16 protein-coding genes and 1 tRNA gene are annotated in these 18,006 nt (G+C 65.8%); 6 read left to right on the forward strand and 11 right to left on the reverse strand.

The features are described 5' to 3' along the window. A partial coding sequence (locus LZD57_RS08975) for an elongation factor Tu (protein ID WP_233719282.1) occupies positions 1–768 on the forward strand: 768 nt, incomplete at its 5' end. A gap of 249 nt (positions 769–1,017) precedes the next feature. Here LZD57_RS08975 and LZD57_RS08980 read toward each other — a convergent pair. From LZD57_RS08980 to LZD57_RS08995, 4 genes are all read right to left on the reverse strand, one after another. Continuing rightward, positions 1,018–1,737: a hypothetical protein gene (locus tag LZD57_RS08980; RefSeq protein ID WP_233719283.1), complete on the reverse strand. Its 720-nt coding sequence runs from the start codon at positions 1,735–1,737 to the stop codon at positions 1,018–1,020. Positions 1,738–1,783: 46 nt separating this feature from the next. Beyond that, positions 1,784–2,704, reverse strand: a complete 921-nt coding sequence (locus tag LZD57_RS08985; protein ID WP_233719284.1) for a hypothetical protein — start codon at positions 2,702–2,704, stop codon at positions 1,784–1,786. 178 nt (positions 2,705–2,882) lie between these two features. Then, positions 2,883–3,548, reverse strand: a complete 666-nt coding sequence (locus LZD57_RS08990; RefSeq protein ID WP_233719285.1) for a hypothetical protein — start codon at positions 3,546–3,548, stop codon at positions 2,883–2,885. 18 nt (positions 3,549–3,566) lie between these two features. Further along, a complete protein-coding gene (locus tag LZD57_RS08995; RefSeq protein WP_233719286.1) occupies positions 3,567–4,460 on the reverse strand; it encodes a hypothetical protein in 894 nt (297 codons plus the stop codon). A 224-nt stretch (positions 4,461–4,684) separates the two neighbouring features. Between LZD57_RS08995 and LZD57_RS09000 the strand changes: the two genes are divergently transcribed. From LZD57_RS09000 to LZD57_RS09010, 3 genes are all read left to right on the forward strand, one after another. Continuing rightward, positions 4,685–5,374, forward strand: a complete 690-nt coding sequence (locus LZD57_RS09000) for a glycosyltransferase family protein (protein ID WP_233719287.1) — start codon at positions 4,685–4,687, stop codon at positions 5,372–5,374. 90 nt (positions 5,375–5,464) lie between these two features. Further along, positions 5,465–6,286 (forward strand): 3-deoxy-manno-octulosonate cytidylyltransferase, encoded by an 822-nt coding sequence (locus LZD57_RS09005; RefSeq protein ID WP_233719288.1) that lies wholly within the window; start codon positions 5,465–5,467, stop codon positions 6,284–6,286. Between the two features lie 192 nt (positions 6,287–6,478). Next, positions 6,479–7,726 (forward strand): DUF3095 family protein, encoded by a 1,248-nt coding sequence (locus tag LZD57_RS09010; RefSeq protein ID WP_233719289.1) that lies wholly within the window; start codon positions 6,479–6,481, stop codon positions 7,724–7,726. 8 nt (positions 7,727–7,734) lie between these two features. Here the strand turns inward: LZD57_RS09010 and LZD57_RS09015 are convergent, their stop codons facing one another. Both LZD57_RS09015 and LZD57_RS09020 read right to left on the reverse strand, forming a co-directional pair. Further along, the gene (locus tag LZD57_RS09015; RefSeq protein ID WP_233719290.1) at positions 7,735–8,268 is read right to left on the reverse strand and encodes a disulfide bond formation protein B; all 534 of its coding nucleotides are present in this window, start codon (positions 8,266–8,268) and stop codon (positions 7,735–7,737) included. A gap of 10 nt (positions 8,269–8,278) precedes the next feature. Next, on the reverse strand, positions 8,279–8,860 hold the full coding sequence (locus tag LZD57_RS09020; protein WP_233719291.1) for a YqaA family protein: 582 nt from the start codon (positions 8,858–8,860) through the stop codon (positions 8,279–8,281). Between the two features lie 296 nt (positions 8,861–9,156). On the opposite strand from LZD57_RS09020, the gene LZD57_RS09025 reads away from it, so the two are divergent. Further along, positions 9,157–9,241: transfer RNA gene (locus LZD57_RS09025), tRNA-Leu, on the forward strand. 248 nt (positions 9,242–9,489) lie between these two features. Here LZD57_RS09025 and rplS read toward each other — a convergent pair. Both rplS and LZD57_RS09035 read right to left on the reverse strand, forming a co-directional pair. Then, positions 9,490–9,948, reverse strand: a complete 459-nt coding sequence (gene rplS, locus LZD57_RS09030) for a 50S ribosomal protein L19 (protein ID WP_233719292.1) — start codon at positions 9,946–9,948, stop codon at positions 9,490–9,492. 149 nt (positions 9,949–10,097) lie between these two features. Further along, positions 10,098–11,471: a hypothetical protein gene (locus LZD57_RS09035; RefSeq protein WP_233719293.1), complete on the reverse strand. Its 1,374-nt coding sequence runs from the start codon at positions 11,469–11,471 to the stop codon at positions 10,098–10,100. Between the two features lie 670 nt (positions 11,472–12,141). On the opposite strand from LZD57_RS09035, the gene LZD57_RS09040 reads away from it, so the two are divergent. Next, complete coding sequence (locus LZD57_RS09040; RefSeq protein WP_233719294.1) at positions 12,142–13,179, forward strand: hypothetical protein; 1,038 nt, start codon at positions 12,142–12,144, stop codon at positions 13,177–13,179. Between the two features lie 100 nt (positions 13,180–13,279). Here the strand turns inward: LZD57_RS09040 and LZD57_RS09045 are convergent, their stop codons facing one another. The 3 genes from LZD57_RS09045 to LZD57_RS09055 all read right to left on the reverse strand — a co-directional run bounded on the left by LZD57_RS09045 (position 13,280) and on the right by LZD57_RS09055 (position 17,961). Further along, a complete protein-coding gene (locus tag LZD57_RS09045) occupies positions 13,280–16,006 on the reverse strand; it encodes an ATP-dependent helicase (RefSeq protein WP_233719295.1) in 2,727 nt (908 codons plus the stop codon). A gap of 88 nt (positions 16,007–16,094) precedes the next feature. Continuing rightward, positions 16,095–17,369 (reverse strand): TRAP transporter large permease, encoded by a 1,275-nt coding sequence (locus LZD57_RS09050; RefSeq protein ID WP_420844786.1) that lies wholly within the window; start codon positions 17,367–17,369, stop codon positions 16,095–16,097. Positions 17,370–17,391: 22 nt separating this feature from the next. Next, positions 17,392–17,961, reverse strand: coding sequence for a TRAP transporter small permease (locus LZD57_RS09055; protein WP_233719297.1), 570 nt, complete (start codon positions 17,959–17,961; stop codon positions 17,392–17,394). Positions 17,962–18,006 lie beyond the last annotated feature (45 nt).

Below are 18,006 nucleotides of genomic sequence, written 5' to 3' on the forward strand. Positions count from 1 at the left end.
GACGACGCCGAGCTGCTCGAGCTCGTCGAGCTCGAGGTTCGCGAGCTTCTCTCGTCCTACGAGTTCCCGGGCGACGACATTCCGATCGTCAAGGGCTCGGCGCTGGCCGCCCTCGAGGACTCGAACAAGGAAATCGGCGAGGACGCCGTCCGCGAGCTGATGGCCGCCGTCGACAGCTACATTCCGACGCCGGAGCGTCCGATCGACCAGCCCTTCCTGATGCCGATCGAGGACGTGTTCTCGATCTCGGGCCGCGGAACGGTCGTCACCGGCCGCGTCGAGCGCGGGGTGATCAAGGTCGGCGAGGAAGTCGAGATCGTCGGCATCCGCGACACCAAGAAGACGACGGTGACCGGCGTCGAGATGTTCCGCAAGCTGCTCGACCAGGGCCAGGCGGGCGACAACATCGGCGCGCTGATCCGCGGCGTCGACCGCGAGGGCGTCGAGCGTGGGCAGGTGCTGTGCAAGCCGGGTTCGGTGAAGCCGCACACCAAGTTCAAGGCCGAGGCCTACATCCTGACCAAGGAAGAGGGTGGCCGCCACACGCCGTTCTTCACCAACTACCGGCCGCAGTTCTACTTCCGCACGACGGACGTGACCGGCGTCTGCACGCTGCCCGAGGGCACCGAGATGGTGATGCCGGGCGACAACGTGACGATGGACGTCACGCTGATCGTTCCGATCGCGATGGAAGAGCGCCTGCGCTTCGCCATCCGCGAAGGCGGCCGCACCGTCGGCGCCGGCATCGTCGCGGCGATCGTCGAGTAGCATCCGCGTCTTCGGCCGGCGTTGGATGGATCGCACGGACGTTAAGCGTCGGCGAACATTTCGATTTATTTCGGACGGGCCCCTCGTGGGCCCGTTTTTTTTGGTTGTTGAGCGCAGACAGTCGGCGGCGTCACACTCAGTGAGAATGACCGTCCGATGATCGTGCTGTCAGAGACTCTGACGTGCGTCGCGTGCGTGACCATGAGTCTCTCGCACAGCCTCGTCGAAAAGGTCGACGGAGCCGTTCTTTCAGCCTGATGCCGAAGTCGTCCCGTAGAGCGGTATCCCGGTCGCGGCAGCAAGGCGCGGCTCAGTGGTCGAAACATGGTGGTGGCGTGATGCTGCTGCCTGCAGCGCGGCTCGATCCTCGGCGCCGTGCTTCCGCTGCAGATTGAGATCGTTATATTCATGCCCGGTCTGGTCGAGTGAGATGCCGGCAATGATGATCTCGGGAATATCGTGGACAAGCGCAAACGCGATCATGGTCAGCGCGCTGGAGGGCCGGACATGCTCCCCCACCTCCCGAAATCGCGAGCCCATGGCTTGCAGCACGTAGTCGTCCCTCTCGTGACTGAGCAAATCGCATTCTCTGTCGGACGGCTTGCTCGCCATTCGGGAGAAGAAAACCCGCCAGGATGACTTGTTGCGTACTCGCAGAACTAACGAGAGCTGGAGATCGCTCCAGCGCGCCTCGTCCCACGACGTGGCGAGGGTGATGTCGCCATCGGGTAGCCCATGTTTCTTGGCGCTACGCCCCGCGAATTTGACGTAGGCAAAGACTGTATCCTCCGGCAGTTTCTGCGGCATCGTCGGGCTGGGAGCAGATCCAAGAACGAACCAGGGGCGCCTTGCCAGGCCGTGAATGTCTAGCCAGCGCTGATTGGCTCGCACCGTGTGCCGAAACGCCGACGAGACGATGTCGTCGTTTGCCGCGGGACGCTTGAGCATCGGAGTGTTCAGCAATTTCATGGAGAATGTCGTTCTGTCTCGTGAATTTCGGTGTTCGTTTCTATGATCATGGTCTCTGCGCCTCGAAGTTCGGCGCCTCGGGGTTTGCAGGCTCTATCAGAGCCATCTCCGCGCGGTATCTCTCGGCATTCTTTCGCTTCCAGCCTTTTGCAGTCCAGATCGCGGACGTCTCGTTGAATTCATGGTCGGCGAATGCCATCGGCATCTGCGCCGTCCTCAACTCACCTCGCTCTTCGAGCGCCGCGACGAGGAGATGCAGGGCGATCTGATCGACGTGATAGCCGGGGCGCATCTTCAGCATGCCCGTGATCGACCGTGCAAGGCGGTCGGCGAAGCGAATGGCGCTTGGGGTCGCATTGAATCCGACAGCGCTGGCCAGTACCTTGCGCGAGCTGTTGCGCTTGGCGGGGCGCTTGATCAGCCGGACGTCCTCGTCGCCGCGCATCTCTTCATAAGCCGGGGTGATCGGCCGCCGCGCAATGCCGTCGATGTCGAGGCACAAGACGGACGATTGGGTGGCAGCGAGGACAAGCGGTGCAAGGAGAAAGCGGACGCAGGCGAAGTAGATCGGTTCGTGGCGTGGGAGGCGTGCGCCGTAGCCTTCGTCCCACGTTACGGTGAGGTCGATGGCTGACAGTCTTGCCGCGAGTTCCCGAATGTCTGCATGCACTGCATCTGACGGTTCGCAGAGATGAAGATGAAAACGCTCAGGCTGGCGGTGCCGATCGATAGACCGTAACATCGTGCGAGCAAAATCCCAATAGTAATGCTCGTTACAAGCGGCGAGTATGACCGGCGGGCCTTTGCCGGTTGGCATGCTACCGAGGAATGTCGACTTCAGATCGTGGAAGTCCGAGACCTGTGCCGTTTCGTCCGCCAGTACCCGGTTGACGCAGCGCTGGATTCGCCAGCGCATCAAAAGCGAATGCTGTCCCTTCTCGATAGTGATGGGATGGGTGCCAGCCACTGTCACCTCCGCTCCGGCATCGCAGCTCTACTGCCGCGCGACTCAGCGCGATCCTTCTCATGCCACCAATAGACCGTCGATCAGACCCGTGCATCCGCGAAATGCAGCCGACGAACCGATAGCGTCTTCATTACACAGGCTTGAGCAAGAGAAATGCAGGAAAGCGCCCGGGATCTCGTCAGCGAGGGGGCTGCCAAAGTCTGACGCCGACTTCGGCCGCCAGATCGGCTTCGCTCGTGGCCAGACGCGGCTCCTTCGCAAGGGCGGAGAGCACGGCGCGATCTTCGTCCACCTGCCGGCGGCGGCGGCCGAGCTGATCGTAGGAATGGCCGACCTTGGAGAGCGAAATGCCCGACAGCACGATTTCCGGCACGCCGAGAAGCAGGCCGTAGCAGGCCATTGCGACGCCGTTGGTCACCTTGCCGAGATCGCCGATCGAATCGAGCGTCGTGCCGCTGACCTGGAGCACCAGCCGTTCGCGGTCCCGCCGTCGCAGCGGCCGGACCCTGCCGATGTGATCGTAGGGTTTGCCGATCAAGAGGAGCGGTAACAGCAGGGCCGGGACGGTATGGATCCAGAGAAGGAGTTCCGTATCGGTGTGCCGGTGCTCTTCCCAGGACTTCTTCTTCGCCCGCACGGTGAGGGCCGCCCGGCCGTATCCCATCGCCTGGGCGGTGCGGCCGGCGTTGTTGATGTCGATCCGCGCATGGGTGTCGAAGATCGCGTCGGGGATCGTCGGGCTCGGGGCGGAGCCGAGGACCAGCCAGGGCTTGTCGAGGATGCCCAATGGCTTCAGCCATTTCCTGTGGGTGTCGACGAAGGAGGAAAGGTCGGACTCGGGCATCGTGGCGGGGTCGGGACTCTAGCTGTTTTCGAAAGCGCCGTTTATCGCACCCTTGGCGCTCATGAAAGCTTCGGAGTTCTTGCGCTGCCAGCTCTTGGCCGTCCAGACGGCCGAATCCGCGGCAAATTCGTGATCGGCGAAGGAGTGTGGCATCTGGGCGGTCCGGAGCTCGCCCCTGGCTTCCATGGCTTCGACGATCCTGACGATGGCGATCTGGTCGACGTGGTAGCGGGGGCGTATCTTCAAGATTGCGGCAATGGCCCGGCCGAGCCGCCCGGCGAAACGAAGACCGGCGTCCGTCGGCTGAATCGCCAGCGCGCTGGCGAGCACCCGGCGGACCGACTTTTCACCCGGCCGCTTGATCAGTCGAACGTCCTCGTCGCCGGTGATCGCCGAAAGGGCAGGAGTGATCGGCAGGCGGGCGATGCCGTCGACGTCGAGGCAGAGCACCGTCGATCGGGTCGCTTCGAGGATGAGGGGGGCGATCAGGAAGCGCACGGCCGCATAGTAGATCGTCGGATAAGCCGGCAGCCGGGCGCTTTCGCCTTGGTCCCACGTGAAGGTGAGATCCACGGCCGAGAGCGACGCAGAAAGCGCTTCGACGTCTCCGAGCGCTTTCTGCGAAGGCTCGCACAGATGCAGGTGAACGCGTTCCGGGGCGCCGACAGCCTCGATCGACCGCAGAAACGTGCGGGCGAATTCCCAGTAATAGAGCTCGTTGCAGGCCGCGAGGATGATCGGCGCGCCGCCGCCCGTCGGCAGATCTCCACGAAGGGTCCGCCGGAACGCGTCGTAGCTTTCAAAATGGGCCCTTTTCCCGGACATCGCCATTTTCACGAGGCGTTCGATCCGCCACCGGGAAAGCAGCGAATGGCGCTTCTTCTTGATGACGATCGGCGGGGAGAGGTCCATCATCGGCTCGCGAACGGTTTGGGCGCCCCCGCAACTAGCAGCAAAGAAATCGGCGCGCCATCGCCGACGGTTGATCTGGCGCAACGACCGGAGGGGCCGATCGACGCTTGAAACCATTCGTCACGCCTTGCCGCGAGCGCGCCACGATCGCCGTTTGATAAGGCGGGCTTCAAGTGGCGCACGCTTCTTGCTAGAGCAGGCGCAAAGGAAAAGGGAAAGCCGCAATGTCCATCGATACCGCCCGCATCTTCATCGGTTTCGACACCAAGGAAGTGCTCGCCTATCACGTTCTCGCCCAGAGCATCCTCGAAAACTCTTCGATGCCGGTCGAGTTTTCTCCAATCGTTCTAAAGAACCTGGAGGGAATCTTCACGCGGGAGCGCAACAACCTGCAATCCACAGAATTTTCCTTCTCCCGCTTCCTCGTGCCGGCGCTGTCGAACTTCGAGGGCTGGAGCCTGTTCATGGACTGCGACATGATGCTCCGCGCCGACATCGCCGAGCTCTGGAAGCTGCGGGACGACCGCTGTGCTGCGATGTGCGTCAAGCACGATTACGTGCCGAAGATCGAGACGAAATTCCTCGGCCAGACCCAGACCAAATACGAAAAGAAGAACTGGTCGAGCGTCATCCTGTTCAACAACGCCAAGTGCAAGGCGCTGACGCAGGACTACGTCAATTCCGCGACGGGCCTCGAACTGCACCAGTTCAAGTGGCTGGGGAACGACGACCTGATCGGCGAGCTGCCGCGCGAGTGGAACTGGCTGGTCAACGAATACGAGTACAACGAGAACGCCAAGAACGTCCATTTCACCGACGGCGGCCCGTATTTCGACGAATACCGGGATTGCGACTATGCCGACGAATGGTTCGCCGCGCGGGAGCGGACGATGTTCGTCCAGCAGCGGGCGTAGGTTGCCGGCAATGCCGCGTCGCCCGACCGGCGGCAGCGAAATCCTTTCCCGGCCGTGCGATCCGCGCGGCCGGTGCGTTTTGGTTGAAGCATGACCGATCTGCCGAACGATCCGGACGGCTGGGCCGCCTTCTTTGCGCGGTTCGAGACGGTGGTCTTCGTCGCCAACAGCGAGGCGGCGGACGTGCCGGCGCTTCGCCGGCAGCATGGCGCGGGAACCCTCTTCGTCTTCTTCAACAAGGTCTACAAGGTGCTTTCCGCGCCTTTCGAGGGGGAGAGCCTGCTCGTCGCCCGCTCCTCGGGCGCCGGCGCCAACATCGTCTATCGTCGCGAGGTGGAGACGGTGTGCGGCTTCTTCCGGGCGCCCGGCTTTCACGGCGTCCTCAACCTGAAGGCCCGGCCCTTCGAGCGTCTCAGCGAAGGCCGGGAGTTCGGCGACCGGCCGGTGGGCCACATCGATCTTTGCGAAGACTTCGCCGGCTTCTATCCGCCCGACTACGCGCCGACGACGGGCTTTGCCATGGCGGTCTGGCTGTCGGAAGCCTGTCCCGGCAAGAGGATCGTCCTTGCCGGCTTTTCCGCCGAGCGCTCGGAGCGCTGGAAGCTCTTCCACGATCACGACTGGACCTTCGAGCAGATCGTCCTTCGGCTGATGGCGCGCTCCGGCCGGATCGAGATGATCGGCGGCCGGACCACGGCACCGCTCGACGCAATCGCCCGGCGGTTTCCCGACATCGCGCCGCAGGAGGTGGCGCTGGTGGCGACGGAGGTTCTGGCCACCCGGCAGGAAGGGACGAACCGGGCCGTCGACCGGCTCTACTCGATCGTCAAGCCGCTGACGGGTCTGGACGGACTGATCCGCCGGCTGAAGCCGAAGACGCGCAAGCAGAAGCTCGCCGAAACCGGCAGATAGCCTGTCGTCTTTCCGGCGCACTCTCCGGCACGGTATCCTGATGACCGGCGTCCTGACACCCATCACACAAACGTCAGGCTCGCGGTCGCGAGCTTCGGCGTAACTATTCCGTGCCCGGCGGCCGATCGGCAACGCGGCGCGGGCCGGGATGGGTCGTGCGGAATCAGGCCGTATCGCGAGAGGGACTGGAGCTTGGCCGGGAACTGGCACGAAGCGGAGGCAGGTGACGGCAGCGGCGCTGGGCCCGGTCCGAGCGGCGCCGCGTCGGCCGGGCCGCTCGCCTTCTTCGAGGCGCTGCCGGTCGAGACCGACTTCGCGCGGCTTGCCGATCCGGGGCTCTACCATTCGCTCCCGGCGGGCTGGGTCATCGGCCTTGCCGACATCGAGCGGTCCACCGATGCCGTGGCCACCGGTGGCTACAAGGCGGTGAACACGGTGGCCGCCGCCGTCATCGCCGCCATCGCCAACCAGCTTTCCGGACGCGACTTTCCCTTCGTCTTCGCCGGGGACGGCGCGAGCTTCGCGCTGCCGCCCGAACTGGCGTCCGTCGGACGCGCGGGGCTCGCCGCCGTCGCCGGCTGGGCGCGCGATGCCTTCGGCTTCAGGCTGCGCACCGCAATCGTCCCGGTCGAAACGATCCGCCGCGAGGGACACGACGTCCGGATCGCCCGCTTCGCCGCGTCTTCCGACGTGTCCTACACGATGTTCGCCGGCGGCGGGCTGGCCTTTGCCGAAGCGCGGATGAAGGAGGGGCGCTTCACCATCGAACCCGCCATCGGCGACGATGCCCGGCCGGACCTCACCGGTCTTTCCTGCCGCTTTTCCGCAATCCCGGCACGGCATGGCGTCATCCTGTCGCTGATCGTGCTGCCGACCGGGACGACCTCGACGGAGCGGTTTTCCGCGCTTGCCGCCGAGATCCTGGCACTCGCCGCGCAGGCCTCGGACGCCGGGCGGCCCGTGCCGGACGAGGGGCCGGCACAGACATGGCCCTCGGCCGGCCTGATGATCGAGGCCCGCACGGCGGCAGCCAGGACCGGGCGACCGCTCTGGTTTTCGGCCGTCTCCGTCGGCATCCGCTCGCTGCTCGCTCATCTGACCTTCGCCACCGGGACGAAGGTCGGCGCGTTCGAGCCCGGAAGATATCGCGGCGAGATCGTCCGCAACACCGATTTCCGCAAGTTCGACGACGGCTTGCGGCTGACGCTCGATTGCAGCCCCGACCTCGCCGATCGCATTGCGGAGACCACCGGCCGGGCCGAGGCGGACGGCATTGCCGTCACCGGCCTGCATCGCCAGGAGGCAGCGCTGATGACGTGCTTCGTCCCGGTCGCGAGCCGCAGCGATCACGTGCATTTCGTCGACGGCGCGATGGGCGGCTACGCCGCCGCGGCCGTCATGGCCTTCGGCAAGGAGCGCCGGCAGACCGTGGCGCCGTGACGCCGGGCTCAGGCGAAGCGATCGGCCTTGGCGAAGGCGGAGCGCAGGGCGACCGCGGCGAAGAGGGCCGAGGTGACGGCGTTCCACCCTGCGAAGGACAGCCCGAGGAACCGCCCGGCCGCTGCGTCGCAGGAGGGGGGCTTGACGGCGTCGATGTCGGCCAGCAGATCGCCGGTGCCAAGACCGCCGCCGCCGACCTGCGAGCATCCCGCCGGTCCTGCCCAGAAATGCCACTCGACACCGGCGTGATAGACGGCAAGGCCCAGCGAGACCAGCATGATCAGGCCGATGAGGAAGATCAGCCCCCGCGTGAGCGGCGCCGAAGCGCGGCCGGCGGCAGCCACGAAGGCGGCGAGGGCGATCGGCACGCCGACATAATAGGGGATCCGCTCCTCGAGACAGAGGGCGCAGGGGATGTAGCCGCCGACATACTGGAAGAGCAGGGCCGAGCCGACGGTGATCGCCATGCCGGCGAAGAGAAAGCTGGAGGCCAGCACCTGGCGAAAGCCGGTCGGACGGCGGAGGACGTCGGAAAATGCCATTGGCGGGGCCTCAGAAGAGATAGCGGACCGCGACGAAGCCGCCGATCAGAAGGATCATGAACAGGGTGAAAAGTAGCCCGAGATTCTTCTCGATGAAGCCCTGGATCGGCGCGCCGTAGCGGTGGAGCAGAAAGGTGACCAGGAAGAACCGTGCCCCGCGCCCGACGATCGAGACCAGGGTGAAGACGACGAGATTGAGCCCGGTGACGCCGGAGAAGATCGTCAGCACCTTGTAGGGAAACGGCGTCAGCGCGGCGAAAAGCACGGCCCAGCCGCCCCATTCGTTGTAGCGCGCGGTCATCTCGGCGAAGGCGTCTGCCTTGCCGTAGAATGCGAGGATCGGCTGTCCGATCAGCTCGAAGAAGAATGCGCCGATGGCGTATCCGAGAAAGGCGCCGAGAACGGAGCCGATGGTCGCGACGGCCGCGATGCGGATCCATTTCGCCCGGTCGGCGATGACCATGGGGATGATCAGGACGTCGGGCGGGATCGGAAAGACCGAGCTCTCGATGAAGGCGATGGCGCCGAGCGCCCGTTCGGCATGGCGGGTCGCGGCCAGCGACAGGACCCAGTCGTAGAGGCGGCGAAGCATGGATGAACGACCGTTCGGGAGCTGTCGACGAGGGATGACGGGGCCAGCGATTAGGCCGAAGCCGGCCATAACGCAATCCCGCGAGCGCTGCTGCCGCGGCGCGGAACCGACCGAGCGGCACGAATTCGCGGGAAACGGCCAAATATCCTGCCGGGTCGTCTGGACGTCGCCGTCGCGTTTGTGGCATGGAAGCCCCGTCGATCGGCCGTGTGCGTGCCGAAAGACGGCCGCCGATACGCGGCGCTGCGGTGCCTGAAGGGCCCCGACGAGCGCCGGTCAGATCGGGCGGCAGACGTGCGGGTGTGGTGGAACTGGTAGACGCGCCGGACTCAAAATCCGGTTCCGAAAGGAGTGTCGGTTCGATTCCGACCACCCGCACCATTTTCCCGCGCATCGTTTGCGCCGAGCCCACCTGCTGATTTCACGGCTTTTTTCTCCGCCTCGGATCCCCAAAATGGAGGCCGTCGGTTCGAGCGTCCAGCACCGGGTGCCTTGCCGGGACGATCGCCGAACCTTCGGTCGGCCGCGATTCTCGCGCCGGGTCCGCCTCGCGCCGGAACCGTTCTTTCATGCAAAAAGGCGGCCGGAGCCGCCTTTTCGAAAGCATGTCGGATAGAGAAGTTCGAAGCTTACTCGGCGGCGGTCTTTGCCGCTTCCTTCTCGGCCTTGACCTTCTCGCGCTGCTCGGCGGCGACCTGGCGGGCGTCGTCGTTCAGCTTGCGGGCGCGGGCATTGCTGGCCTCGACGATACGGGCCGACTTGCCACGGCGATCGCGCAGGTAATAGAGCTTGGCGCGGCGGACCTTGCCGCGGCGCACGACTTCGACCGAATCGAGCATCGGCGAATAGACCGGGAAGACGCGCTCGACGCCCTCGCCATAGGAGATCTTGCGGACGGTGAAGTTCTCCTGCAGGCCGGAGCCGGAGCGGGCGATGCAGACGCCTTCATAGGCCTGGACGCGGGTGCGCGTGCCTTCCGTGACCTTTACGTTGACGCGAACGGTATCGCCGGCGGAAAATTCCGGGACCGTGCGGATGGCTTCGATGCGGGAGGCTTCAGCGGCCTCGAGTTCCTGGATGATGTTCATGGCATAGCCTCAATTCGTTTCACGCCGGGGTAACCCGACATGGCCGCCGTGACGGTCAGGTTATTCTGAGGAAATCGGCTGCGCTCTTATACGGCTTCGGGCCGTTTGTCACTAGGTGGCGGGCACTTTTGCCGTGTTCGATGCCGCGATCACGACAGCTCCGCAAAGCCCACCAGCAACAGCCCGACCACCGCCATCACCCAGAGCGTGAAGGCGCGGTTCCAGACGAGGCCGACGGTCGAAGCGCTGACATGGCCGAGTCGTCCGACGAGAAGGGTCGTCGCGGTGAAGGGCGAGGTCGCCCCGGCCAGCGCCCAGCCGGCGGTGATCGCGGCAACGAAGAGATTCGGCGAAAGGCCGAGCGAGGCGGGGGCGGGCAGGAGCGGCGCCAGCATCGAGACCGACAGGATCGGGTTCATGCCGAGCTGGCCGAGAATCGGAATGACGACGACCGGCGCGACCAGGACGAGCCAGACCGGCACGTCGGACAGATCGAGCGCGCGGCCCGAGGCGAGCGGCTGGATCAGCGCCGCGCCGAGGACGCCGATGACGCCGGCCATGATCAGCAGGACCAGCTCCGAGCGATAGGCCGGCAGCTCGGTGAAGCAGAGCCGCTTCAGGCGCCGTGCCGTCTCGCCGGCGCTCGACGATTCGTAGGCGATCCAGCCGATCGAGACGAGCGGAACGAAGGCCATGACGATGGCGGTGATGGCGAGGCCGGTCAGATATTCGAGCGTGCCGACGACGGAAAAGAGCAGGGCGAGCAAAACGACCAGCGGCAGGAGATCGCGAATCGACCCGGTCGGGGAGGAACGGGGCGGGCGCGGGACCGTCAGCTTGGGCTTGAAGATGGTGTCGAGCGCCCAGCCGGTGACGAGAAACACCAGGCCGAAGATCATCGCATAGGGGGCCACGCCGCCCCAGCTGGAGCCAGCGATCACCGAGGTGGTGATGGCCGTGGCGAAGGCGAGCGGCGACCAGCAGAGCGAGGCGCACAGGCCTCGCTGGACGGCGAGCAGCATGCGCCGGTTGCGGATCTCGCGGATTTCGGCGTTCTTCTCCCGTCCGGCGATCGCCTCGGTGAGGCCGCCGAGGAGGGTGATCGCGCCGTAGTTCAGGATGAGTGCGAAGAGATGGCCGCCGACGGTCAGCGCCATGTAGCGCCGGCCGGGCGGCTGGCTGGCGAGATACTGGCCACAGCGGTCGATGGCCGGGGAGGCGGCGGCCGGATTGCGCAGGCTGGCGAGGGCGATGAAGAAGGTGGAGATGAAGGCGCCCTGCGACGCCGCCTTCGCCAGGACCGCCGGCCAGTCGTCGAGAAAGGCGACGGCGAGGGTGGCGAGGATCAGGCCGATCGCGACGAAGGCCTTGCGCGACCAGCTCGTGAACGGCGTTGCACACACCAGAAAAAGGCCGAGCCCGGCGGCAGCGACGAGACCCGCGAATTCCAGTCCGAGCCATTCGCGGATGATGACGGCGATCCCCGTGACGAGGAGAAGAACGCCGAGAAGTCTGTCGAGCACGGGCTGAACCAGTCGGGCGGGGAACGCTGAAACGAGGCCCGCCGCAGACCGCGCGGAGGCCGAAGAAAGCGGGAACATAACGCCGATGCCGGCTCGCGCAAGAAAGCCGCCGGCGGCTCGTCGTCGGCGCTGCGCCATCCTCCCCCGCAGCTGTGTTCGCCCCTGCGATCCTGCCCCCTACCGGTCGATCGCCGAAGCGTCCTCTGAGCGACGTCTGCGAGCCCAGCCGAGGGCCTGCCGCGTCGAAGGTGGCGGGACGCGTCGACCGTCATGCCGTCGGCATCGTTCGGCGATCTCGCACCGTCTCCACTTTTCGTGGAAACGTTCCGCTTTTCGGCTTGCCAGCCGGGTTTGAAAAGCGTTAGCCATGCCGCTGGGGAATATTCTGCCTGGTGACCATCCGAATACTGCCGAGCGCATCGTGGCAACCGCCGGAGATGCTGGCGGAAGTGCTTGTGTCGTGAGCCGGGACAGTATTTCGCGCGGTAGTTCTGACGGGCAGCACCATGATGTCAGGCGGTTTTCTCGATGTCATGCCACCTCGCAGCGCCATCGGCGCCTTCTGCGCCCGCAGTGGCGGCGCGTTTTGATCCGCGCGGCAACGCGACGGCAATGTGGATCGCGCCTGTCCCTTCGGAAACCTCAACGTCTCATTCTCGGAAGGCAATCGATGTCGAATTTGCGGTGTCTCGTTCTTTCTGTGAGCTTTGCGCTCGCACCTCTCGGTTCGGCGATGGGCCAGCAGAACGACTATGGGGGCTACGACATCGTCTCGTCTCCCCACGGCGAATCCGACTATGCCGAGACGCGGGGATGGCGCGTCTTTGCCGGCCGGGTCGGCGGACGCTTCGGCTACTGCTTTGCCGAGAGCGTGCGGAGTGACGGTTCGGCGGTGCGCCTCGGCTGGGACGGCCAGCAATGGCAGCTCGCGGTGCCGATCGCCTCGCGGCCCGACTGGGAGGGAACGCTCCAGATCGACGGCGCGGGCTCCGGCCAGGGCTATCGACGCGGCGGCGACTTCATCTCCGGCACCGCCGCCGGTGGCTGGACGATCGCCTGGCTCGGAGAGGCGGAACTCGACGGCCTGCGACAGGGGGCGATCGCGGTCCTCGGCGTCGGCAGGGCGGACTACGACTTCCGTCTGTCCGGCTCGACGGCCGCGATCCTGAAGGTGAAGGAATGCGTCGGCCGCTCCGGCGCGGGCGCCGGCCAGGCCGCCGCGCCCGCCGCGTCGCGGTCGCCTTCGCCCGAAGACGCGATGCCGGAGGAGGCGACGCCCGTCGGCTTCGGCAAGGCCGGGTCCTGGGTGATCAACGAGATCCGCGCTGGCGACCGCGTCCTCGCCTGCGAGGTCTACGACACGACGAAGCCCGGCCTGCGCTTCGAGATCGATAGCGAGAACAGCTACATCGACTTCAAGGACGGCGGCGAGATGGGCGATCTCGGCGAACGCAAGCCCATCCGGATCCTCTTCGATCCGGGCGACGAGCCGAGCCAGTCCGAAGTCGAGATCGTCGAAGGCCGGGACGGCGAGAAATGGGCCCGCATCACCGAAGGCCGCATGGATGGCCCCGGCTTGCTGGACGATGCCGTTCCCAATTCCGGCCAGACCTCGTTCATCGGCCAGAACATCATCCTGGAAACCGGTCTCGAAGGCAGCAACAGAGCTCTCGACGTGTTCTTCGAGTGTTCGAACGGCATCCGATAGGCCCGGATCGAGCCGTCCTGGCCGGCCGGCCGGGTGTCCAGCGCCGCCCTTCGCCGGACGCCAACGCCGCATGGTGCTTTCGGCCGTGCGGCAGATCGGCTCAAACCGCCTCCACGAACCCCTCCAGCACGCGTTTCTGGCCGGCCTTGTCGAAATCGACGGTGAGCTTGTTGCCGTCGATCGCGGCCACGGTGCCATTGCCGAATTTCAGATGGAACACCCGGTCACCGGCGGCAAAGCGGCTTTCCGTATCGGCGACGGATTTCGCCACCAACTCGCCCTGGATCTCACGCGGGCCGCCGCGCTTGGCGGAGGAATAAAGGCCGAAGCCCTTTTTGGGTGGCTGGTTGTGGCCGCGTCCGGGGGCCGGGCCGTCGTTCATGCGGCCGGCAAAGCCGTTGCCGCCGCCCGAGCCGCGGGAGCCGGGTTCGGCGTCGTAGGTGATTTCACGGCTGCGGCCTCCGGCCCAGCCGTCGCTGCCGTGGCGGGAGGGCGTTTCCGCAAAGCCCGCCTGGGCCGCCTGCGCGCGTTTCCAGCCCGGGGTCTTGTAGGACGATTCCTTGAAGGCGTTGCCGCCGTCCCAGCGCGAGGCGCCGTAGCCCCCGAAGCCTGACGCGCCATAGCCGCCATAGGACGTGTTCGCTTCCATCACCTCGACATGGGCCTCGGGCAGTTCGTCGAGAAAGCGCGACGGGATGGTCGACTGCCAGAGGCCGTGGATGCGGCGGTTGGAGACGAACCAGATCTTCACCCGGCGCTTGCCGCGGGTGATGCCGACATAGGCGAGGCGGCGTTCTTCTTCCAAACCGCTTCGACCTCCCTCATCCAAGGCGCGCTGGTGCGGGAACAGGCCTTCTTCCCAGCCGGGCAGGAAGACCGTCTCGAACTCCAGCCCCTTGGCCGAATGCAGCGTCATGATCGAGACCGCGTCCATCTCGGAATTCTGCTCGGCGTCCATGACGAGGGCGACATGCTCGAGGAAGGAGGGGAGCGACTCGTACTCCTCCATCGAGCGGATCAGTTCTTTCAGGTTTTCGAGCCGCCCGGGCGCCTCGGCCGAGCGGTCGTTCTGCCACATCTCGGTATAGCCGGATTCTTCGAGGATCTGCTCGGCGAGCTCGGTGTGCTTCATGGTCGGCAGAAGCTCGGACCAGCGGCGGAAATCGGCGACGAGGCCGCGCAGCGTGTTGCGGGGCTTCGGCTTCAGTTCCTCCGTCTCGACCATCTCGCCGGCGGCGGCGATGATCGGCACCTCGCGCTCGCGGGCGTAGTCGTGGAGGAGGCGGACGGTGGCATCGCCGAGGCCGCGCTTCGGCGTGTTGACGATGCGCTCGAAGGCTAGGTCGTCCGCCGGCTGGCAGACGCAGCGGAAATAGGCGAGCGCATCGCGGATCTCCATGCGCTCGTAAAAGCGCGGGCCGCCGATGACGCGGTAGTTCAGCCCCATGGTGACGAAGCGATCCTCGAAGGAGCGCATCTGGAACGAGGCGCGCACCAGGATCGCCATGTCGTTGAGGTTGTGATCCTCGCGCCGCTGCAGATCCTCGATCGCCTCGCCGATGGCGCGGGCTTCCTCCTCCGAATCCCAGCCGGCATTGACCTCGACCTTGGGATCCTCGGGGTCGGGGCTGTCGGTGAAGAGGGTCTTGCCGAGTCGGTCCTCGTTGTGGGCGATGAGATGGGACGCGGCGCCGAGGATGTGGCCGGTGGAGCGGTAGTTGCGTTCCAACCTTATGACGGTGGCGCCGGGAAAATCCTTGTCGAACCTGAGAATGTTGTCCACCTCGGCGCCGCGCCAGCCATAGATCGACTGGTCGTCGTCGCCGACGCAGCAGATGTTGATCTGCTGCGGTTTGTTTGCGCTCACGCTGTCGCCGCTGCGCGGCTCGCTCCGCGGAGGCGCGGCATCAGCCGCGACGGCCGGTCGGCCTTGCCTCGCTGCGCTCGGAATATTGGGCGCGGAGCGTGACGCTCCGATCTTCCCCGCAAGGGTGGAGATCGCAGCGTCGCCGCCCTGCCTTCTGGAGGGCTGCTGGGCCAGCAGCCGCAGCCACATGTACTGGGCGACGTTGGTGTCCTGGTACTCGTCGACGAGAATGTAGCGGAAGCGCCGGTGATATTCGGCGAGGACGTCGGGGTTCGCCTTGAAGAGGGCGATCGGGTGCATCAAAAGGTCGCCGAAGTCGCAGGCATTCAGCGTCGTAAGCCGGGCCTGGTAGGCGGCATAGAGCTGGCGGCCCTTGCCGGCGAAGGCTCGCGCGTCGCCCTCGGGAATGTCGTTCGGGACGAGGCCCTTGTTCTTCCAGCCGTCGAGCATGTTGGCGAAGGTTCGCGCCGGCCAGCGCTTGTCGTCGAGATTCTCGGCCTGGATCAGCTGCTTGATCAGGCGGATCTGGTCGTCGGTGTCGAGGATGGTGAAATTCGGCTTCAGACCGACCAGCTCGGCGTGGCGCCTGAGGATCTTGACGCCGATCGAATGGAAGGTGCCGAGCCAGGGCATGCCCTCGACCTGTCCGCCGACGAGCATGCCGATGCGCTGCTTCATCTCGCGCGCCGCCTTGTTCGTGAAGGTGACGGCGAGGATCTGCGAGGGGTAGGCTCTCCCGGTGGCGAGGATGTGGGCGATGCGCGTCGTCAGGACGCGCGTCTTGCCCGTGCCGGCGCCGGCGAGCACCAGTACCGGGCCCTCGGTCGTCTCGACGGCGGCACGCTGCTCGGGGTTGAGGCCCGACAGATAGTCCGGGGCGTTCGCGCCCCGCGCGGCCATGGCTCGCGCGGCGATGCCGCCCTGGCGCGGCGCGGGCGCTGATTCGTTGAAATCGCTCATGGTCCGCAATGTAAGCAATCGGCCGGCGAAGACCAACGAGCCTTGTGAACGGCACGCCGCAGTCGCGCGGATGCTTCGAATTGACGCGTCAGCGATAGAGCAGCGTCGGCAGCCACATGGTGATCGCCGGCACGAAGGTGACCAGCGCCAGCACCACGAAGAGCGGCACGAGGAAGGGCAGCGTCGCCGAGACGCAGCGCTCGAACGGGATCTTCGACACCCGCGACAGCACGTAGAGCACCATGCCGACCGGCGGCGTCAGAAGGCCGATCATCAGATTGAGCACCAGGATCACGCCGAAATGCACCGGATCGATGCCGACCTTCTCCGCGACGGGCAGAAGCACGGGAACGAGGATGGTGATCGCCGCGACGGTCTCCATGAAGCAGCCGACGACGAGGAGGATCACGTTGATGAGCAGGAGGACGATGATCCAGTTCTCCGAGACCGACAGGATCAGGCCGGCGAAGTGTTCCGGCACCCGGTTGGAGGTGAGGATCCAGGCGAAGATCGCCGCCGCGCCGACGATGAACAGGACGACGGCGGTGGTCTCGATCGTGTCCATCGAGACGCGCAGGAAGCGCCGCCAGTTGAGCGTGCGGTAGACGACGACGCCGAGAAACATCGCCCAGGCGCAGGCGGCGATCGCCGCCTCCGTCGGCGTGAAGGCGCCGGTGAGGATGCCGCCGACGATGATCACCGGGGTCATCAGCGCCAGGAAGGCGCGCAGGAACGAGCGGCCGAGGACGGACAGGCGGAAGGCCTGATCGCGCGGGTAGCCGCGGCGGCGGGCATAGATCGCCACCATGATCATCAGCGCGACGGCCATCAACAGCCCCGGCACGAAGCCGGCGGCGAAGAGCTGGCCGATCGAGGCGCCGGCGACGACGCCGTAGATGACCATCGGCAGCGAGGGCGGAATGATCGGGCCGATGGTAGACGAGGCGGCGGTGATGCCGACGGCAAAGCCCGGATCGTATTTGGCGTCGCGCATCGCCTTGATCTCGATGGCGCCGAGACCGCCCGCATCGGCGACGGCAGCGCCCGACATGCCGGCGAAGATCACCGAGGCGCCGATGTTGACGTGGCCGAGGCCGCCGCGCATCCAGCCGACCAGCGCCTTGGCGAAGTCGAAGATCCGCTCTGTGATGCCGGCGGTGTTCATCAGATTGCCGGCGAGGATGAAGAACGGGACGGCCAGCAACGGGAAGGAGTCGACGCCGTTCACCATGCGGTGGGCGACGACGACGCTCGGCACGTGGCCGTCGACGAGGAGGAAGACGAGGGACGAGCCGGCAAGCGCAATCGCCACCGGCACCCCGAGGACGATCAGGCCGAACAGGACCGCGAACAGAAGAGCGATGAGCATGGAAAGGGTGCCGTGGTCAGAGGCTGGGACCGGACGAGGTCGCGGAGTCGGGGTCGATCAGGCGGCTGGTCCGGCTGCGGAGGTGCCGGACGAGGACGAGGAGTTGATAGATCGTCATGGCGGCGAAGCAGCCGGCGACGATCCAGTAGACGAGCGATTTCGGCACGTCGATCGAGGTCATCTTCTGGAAGGTGCGCTGGGCGAGATGCACCGACAGCCAGGCAAGGATGCCGTAGAAGGCGAGCGAGATGACGTCGACGAGGAGCTGCAGGGCAAGGCGCGTCCGCCGCGAGACCCGCGTGTAGAGGAGTTCGACGGCGATGTGGCTCTCGCGGCGCACCGCCGAGATGGCGCCGATGAAGGTGACGCCGATCAACAGATAGCGGGCGATCTCCTCGGTCCAGCCGAGGGAATCGTTGAGGACGTAGCGGGTGAAGAACTGCAGGAAGACGACGAAGGCCAGCACCCAGAAGAACACGATGACGGGCAGGTCGACGATCTTCAGATCGGACAGGTTCTCGTTCTCGTCCCGCATCGGCGGCGGGGACGGCTCGGCGCTGCGAACCGAGGAGCGGTCGATCGACATGGGCGGAAACTCCGGACGGGCAGGCGAGAGGGCGGCGGACGCCGC

Source organism: Jiella avicenniae (assembly GCF_021390325.1).
Taxonomy (GTDB): Bacteria; Pseudomonadota; Alphaproteobacteria; order Rhizobiales; family Rhizobiaceae; genus Jiella; species Jiella avicenniae.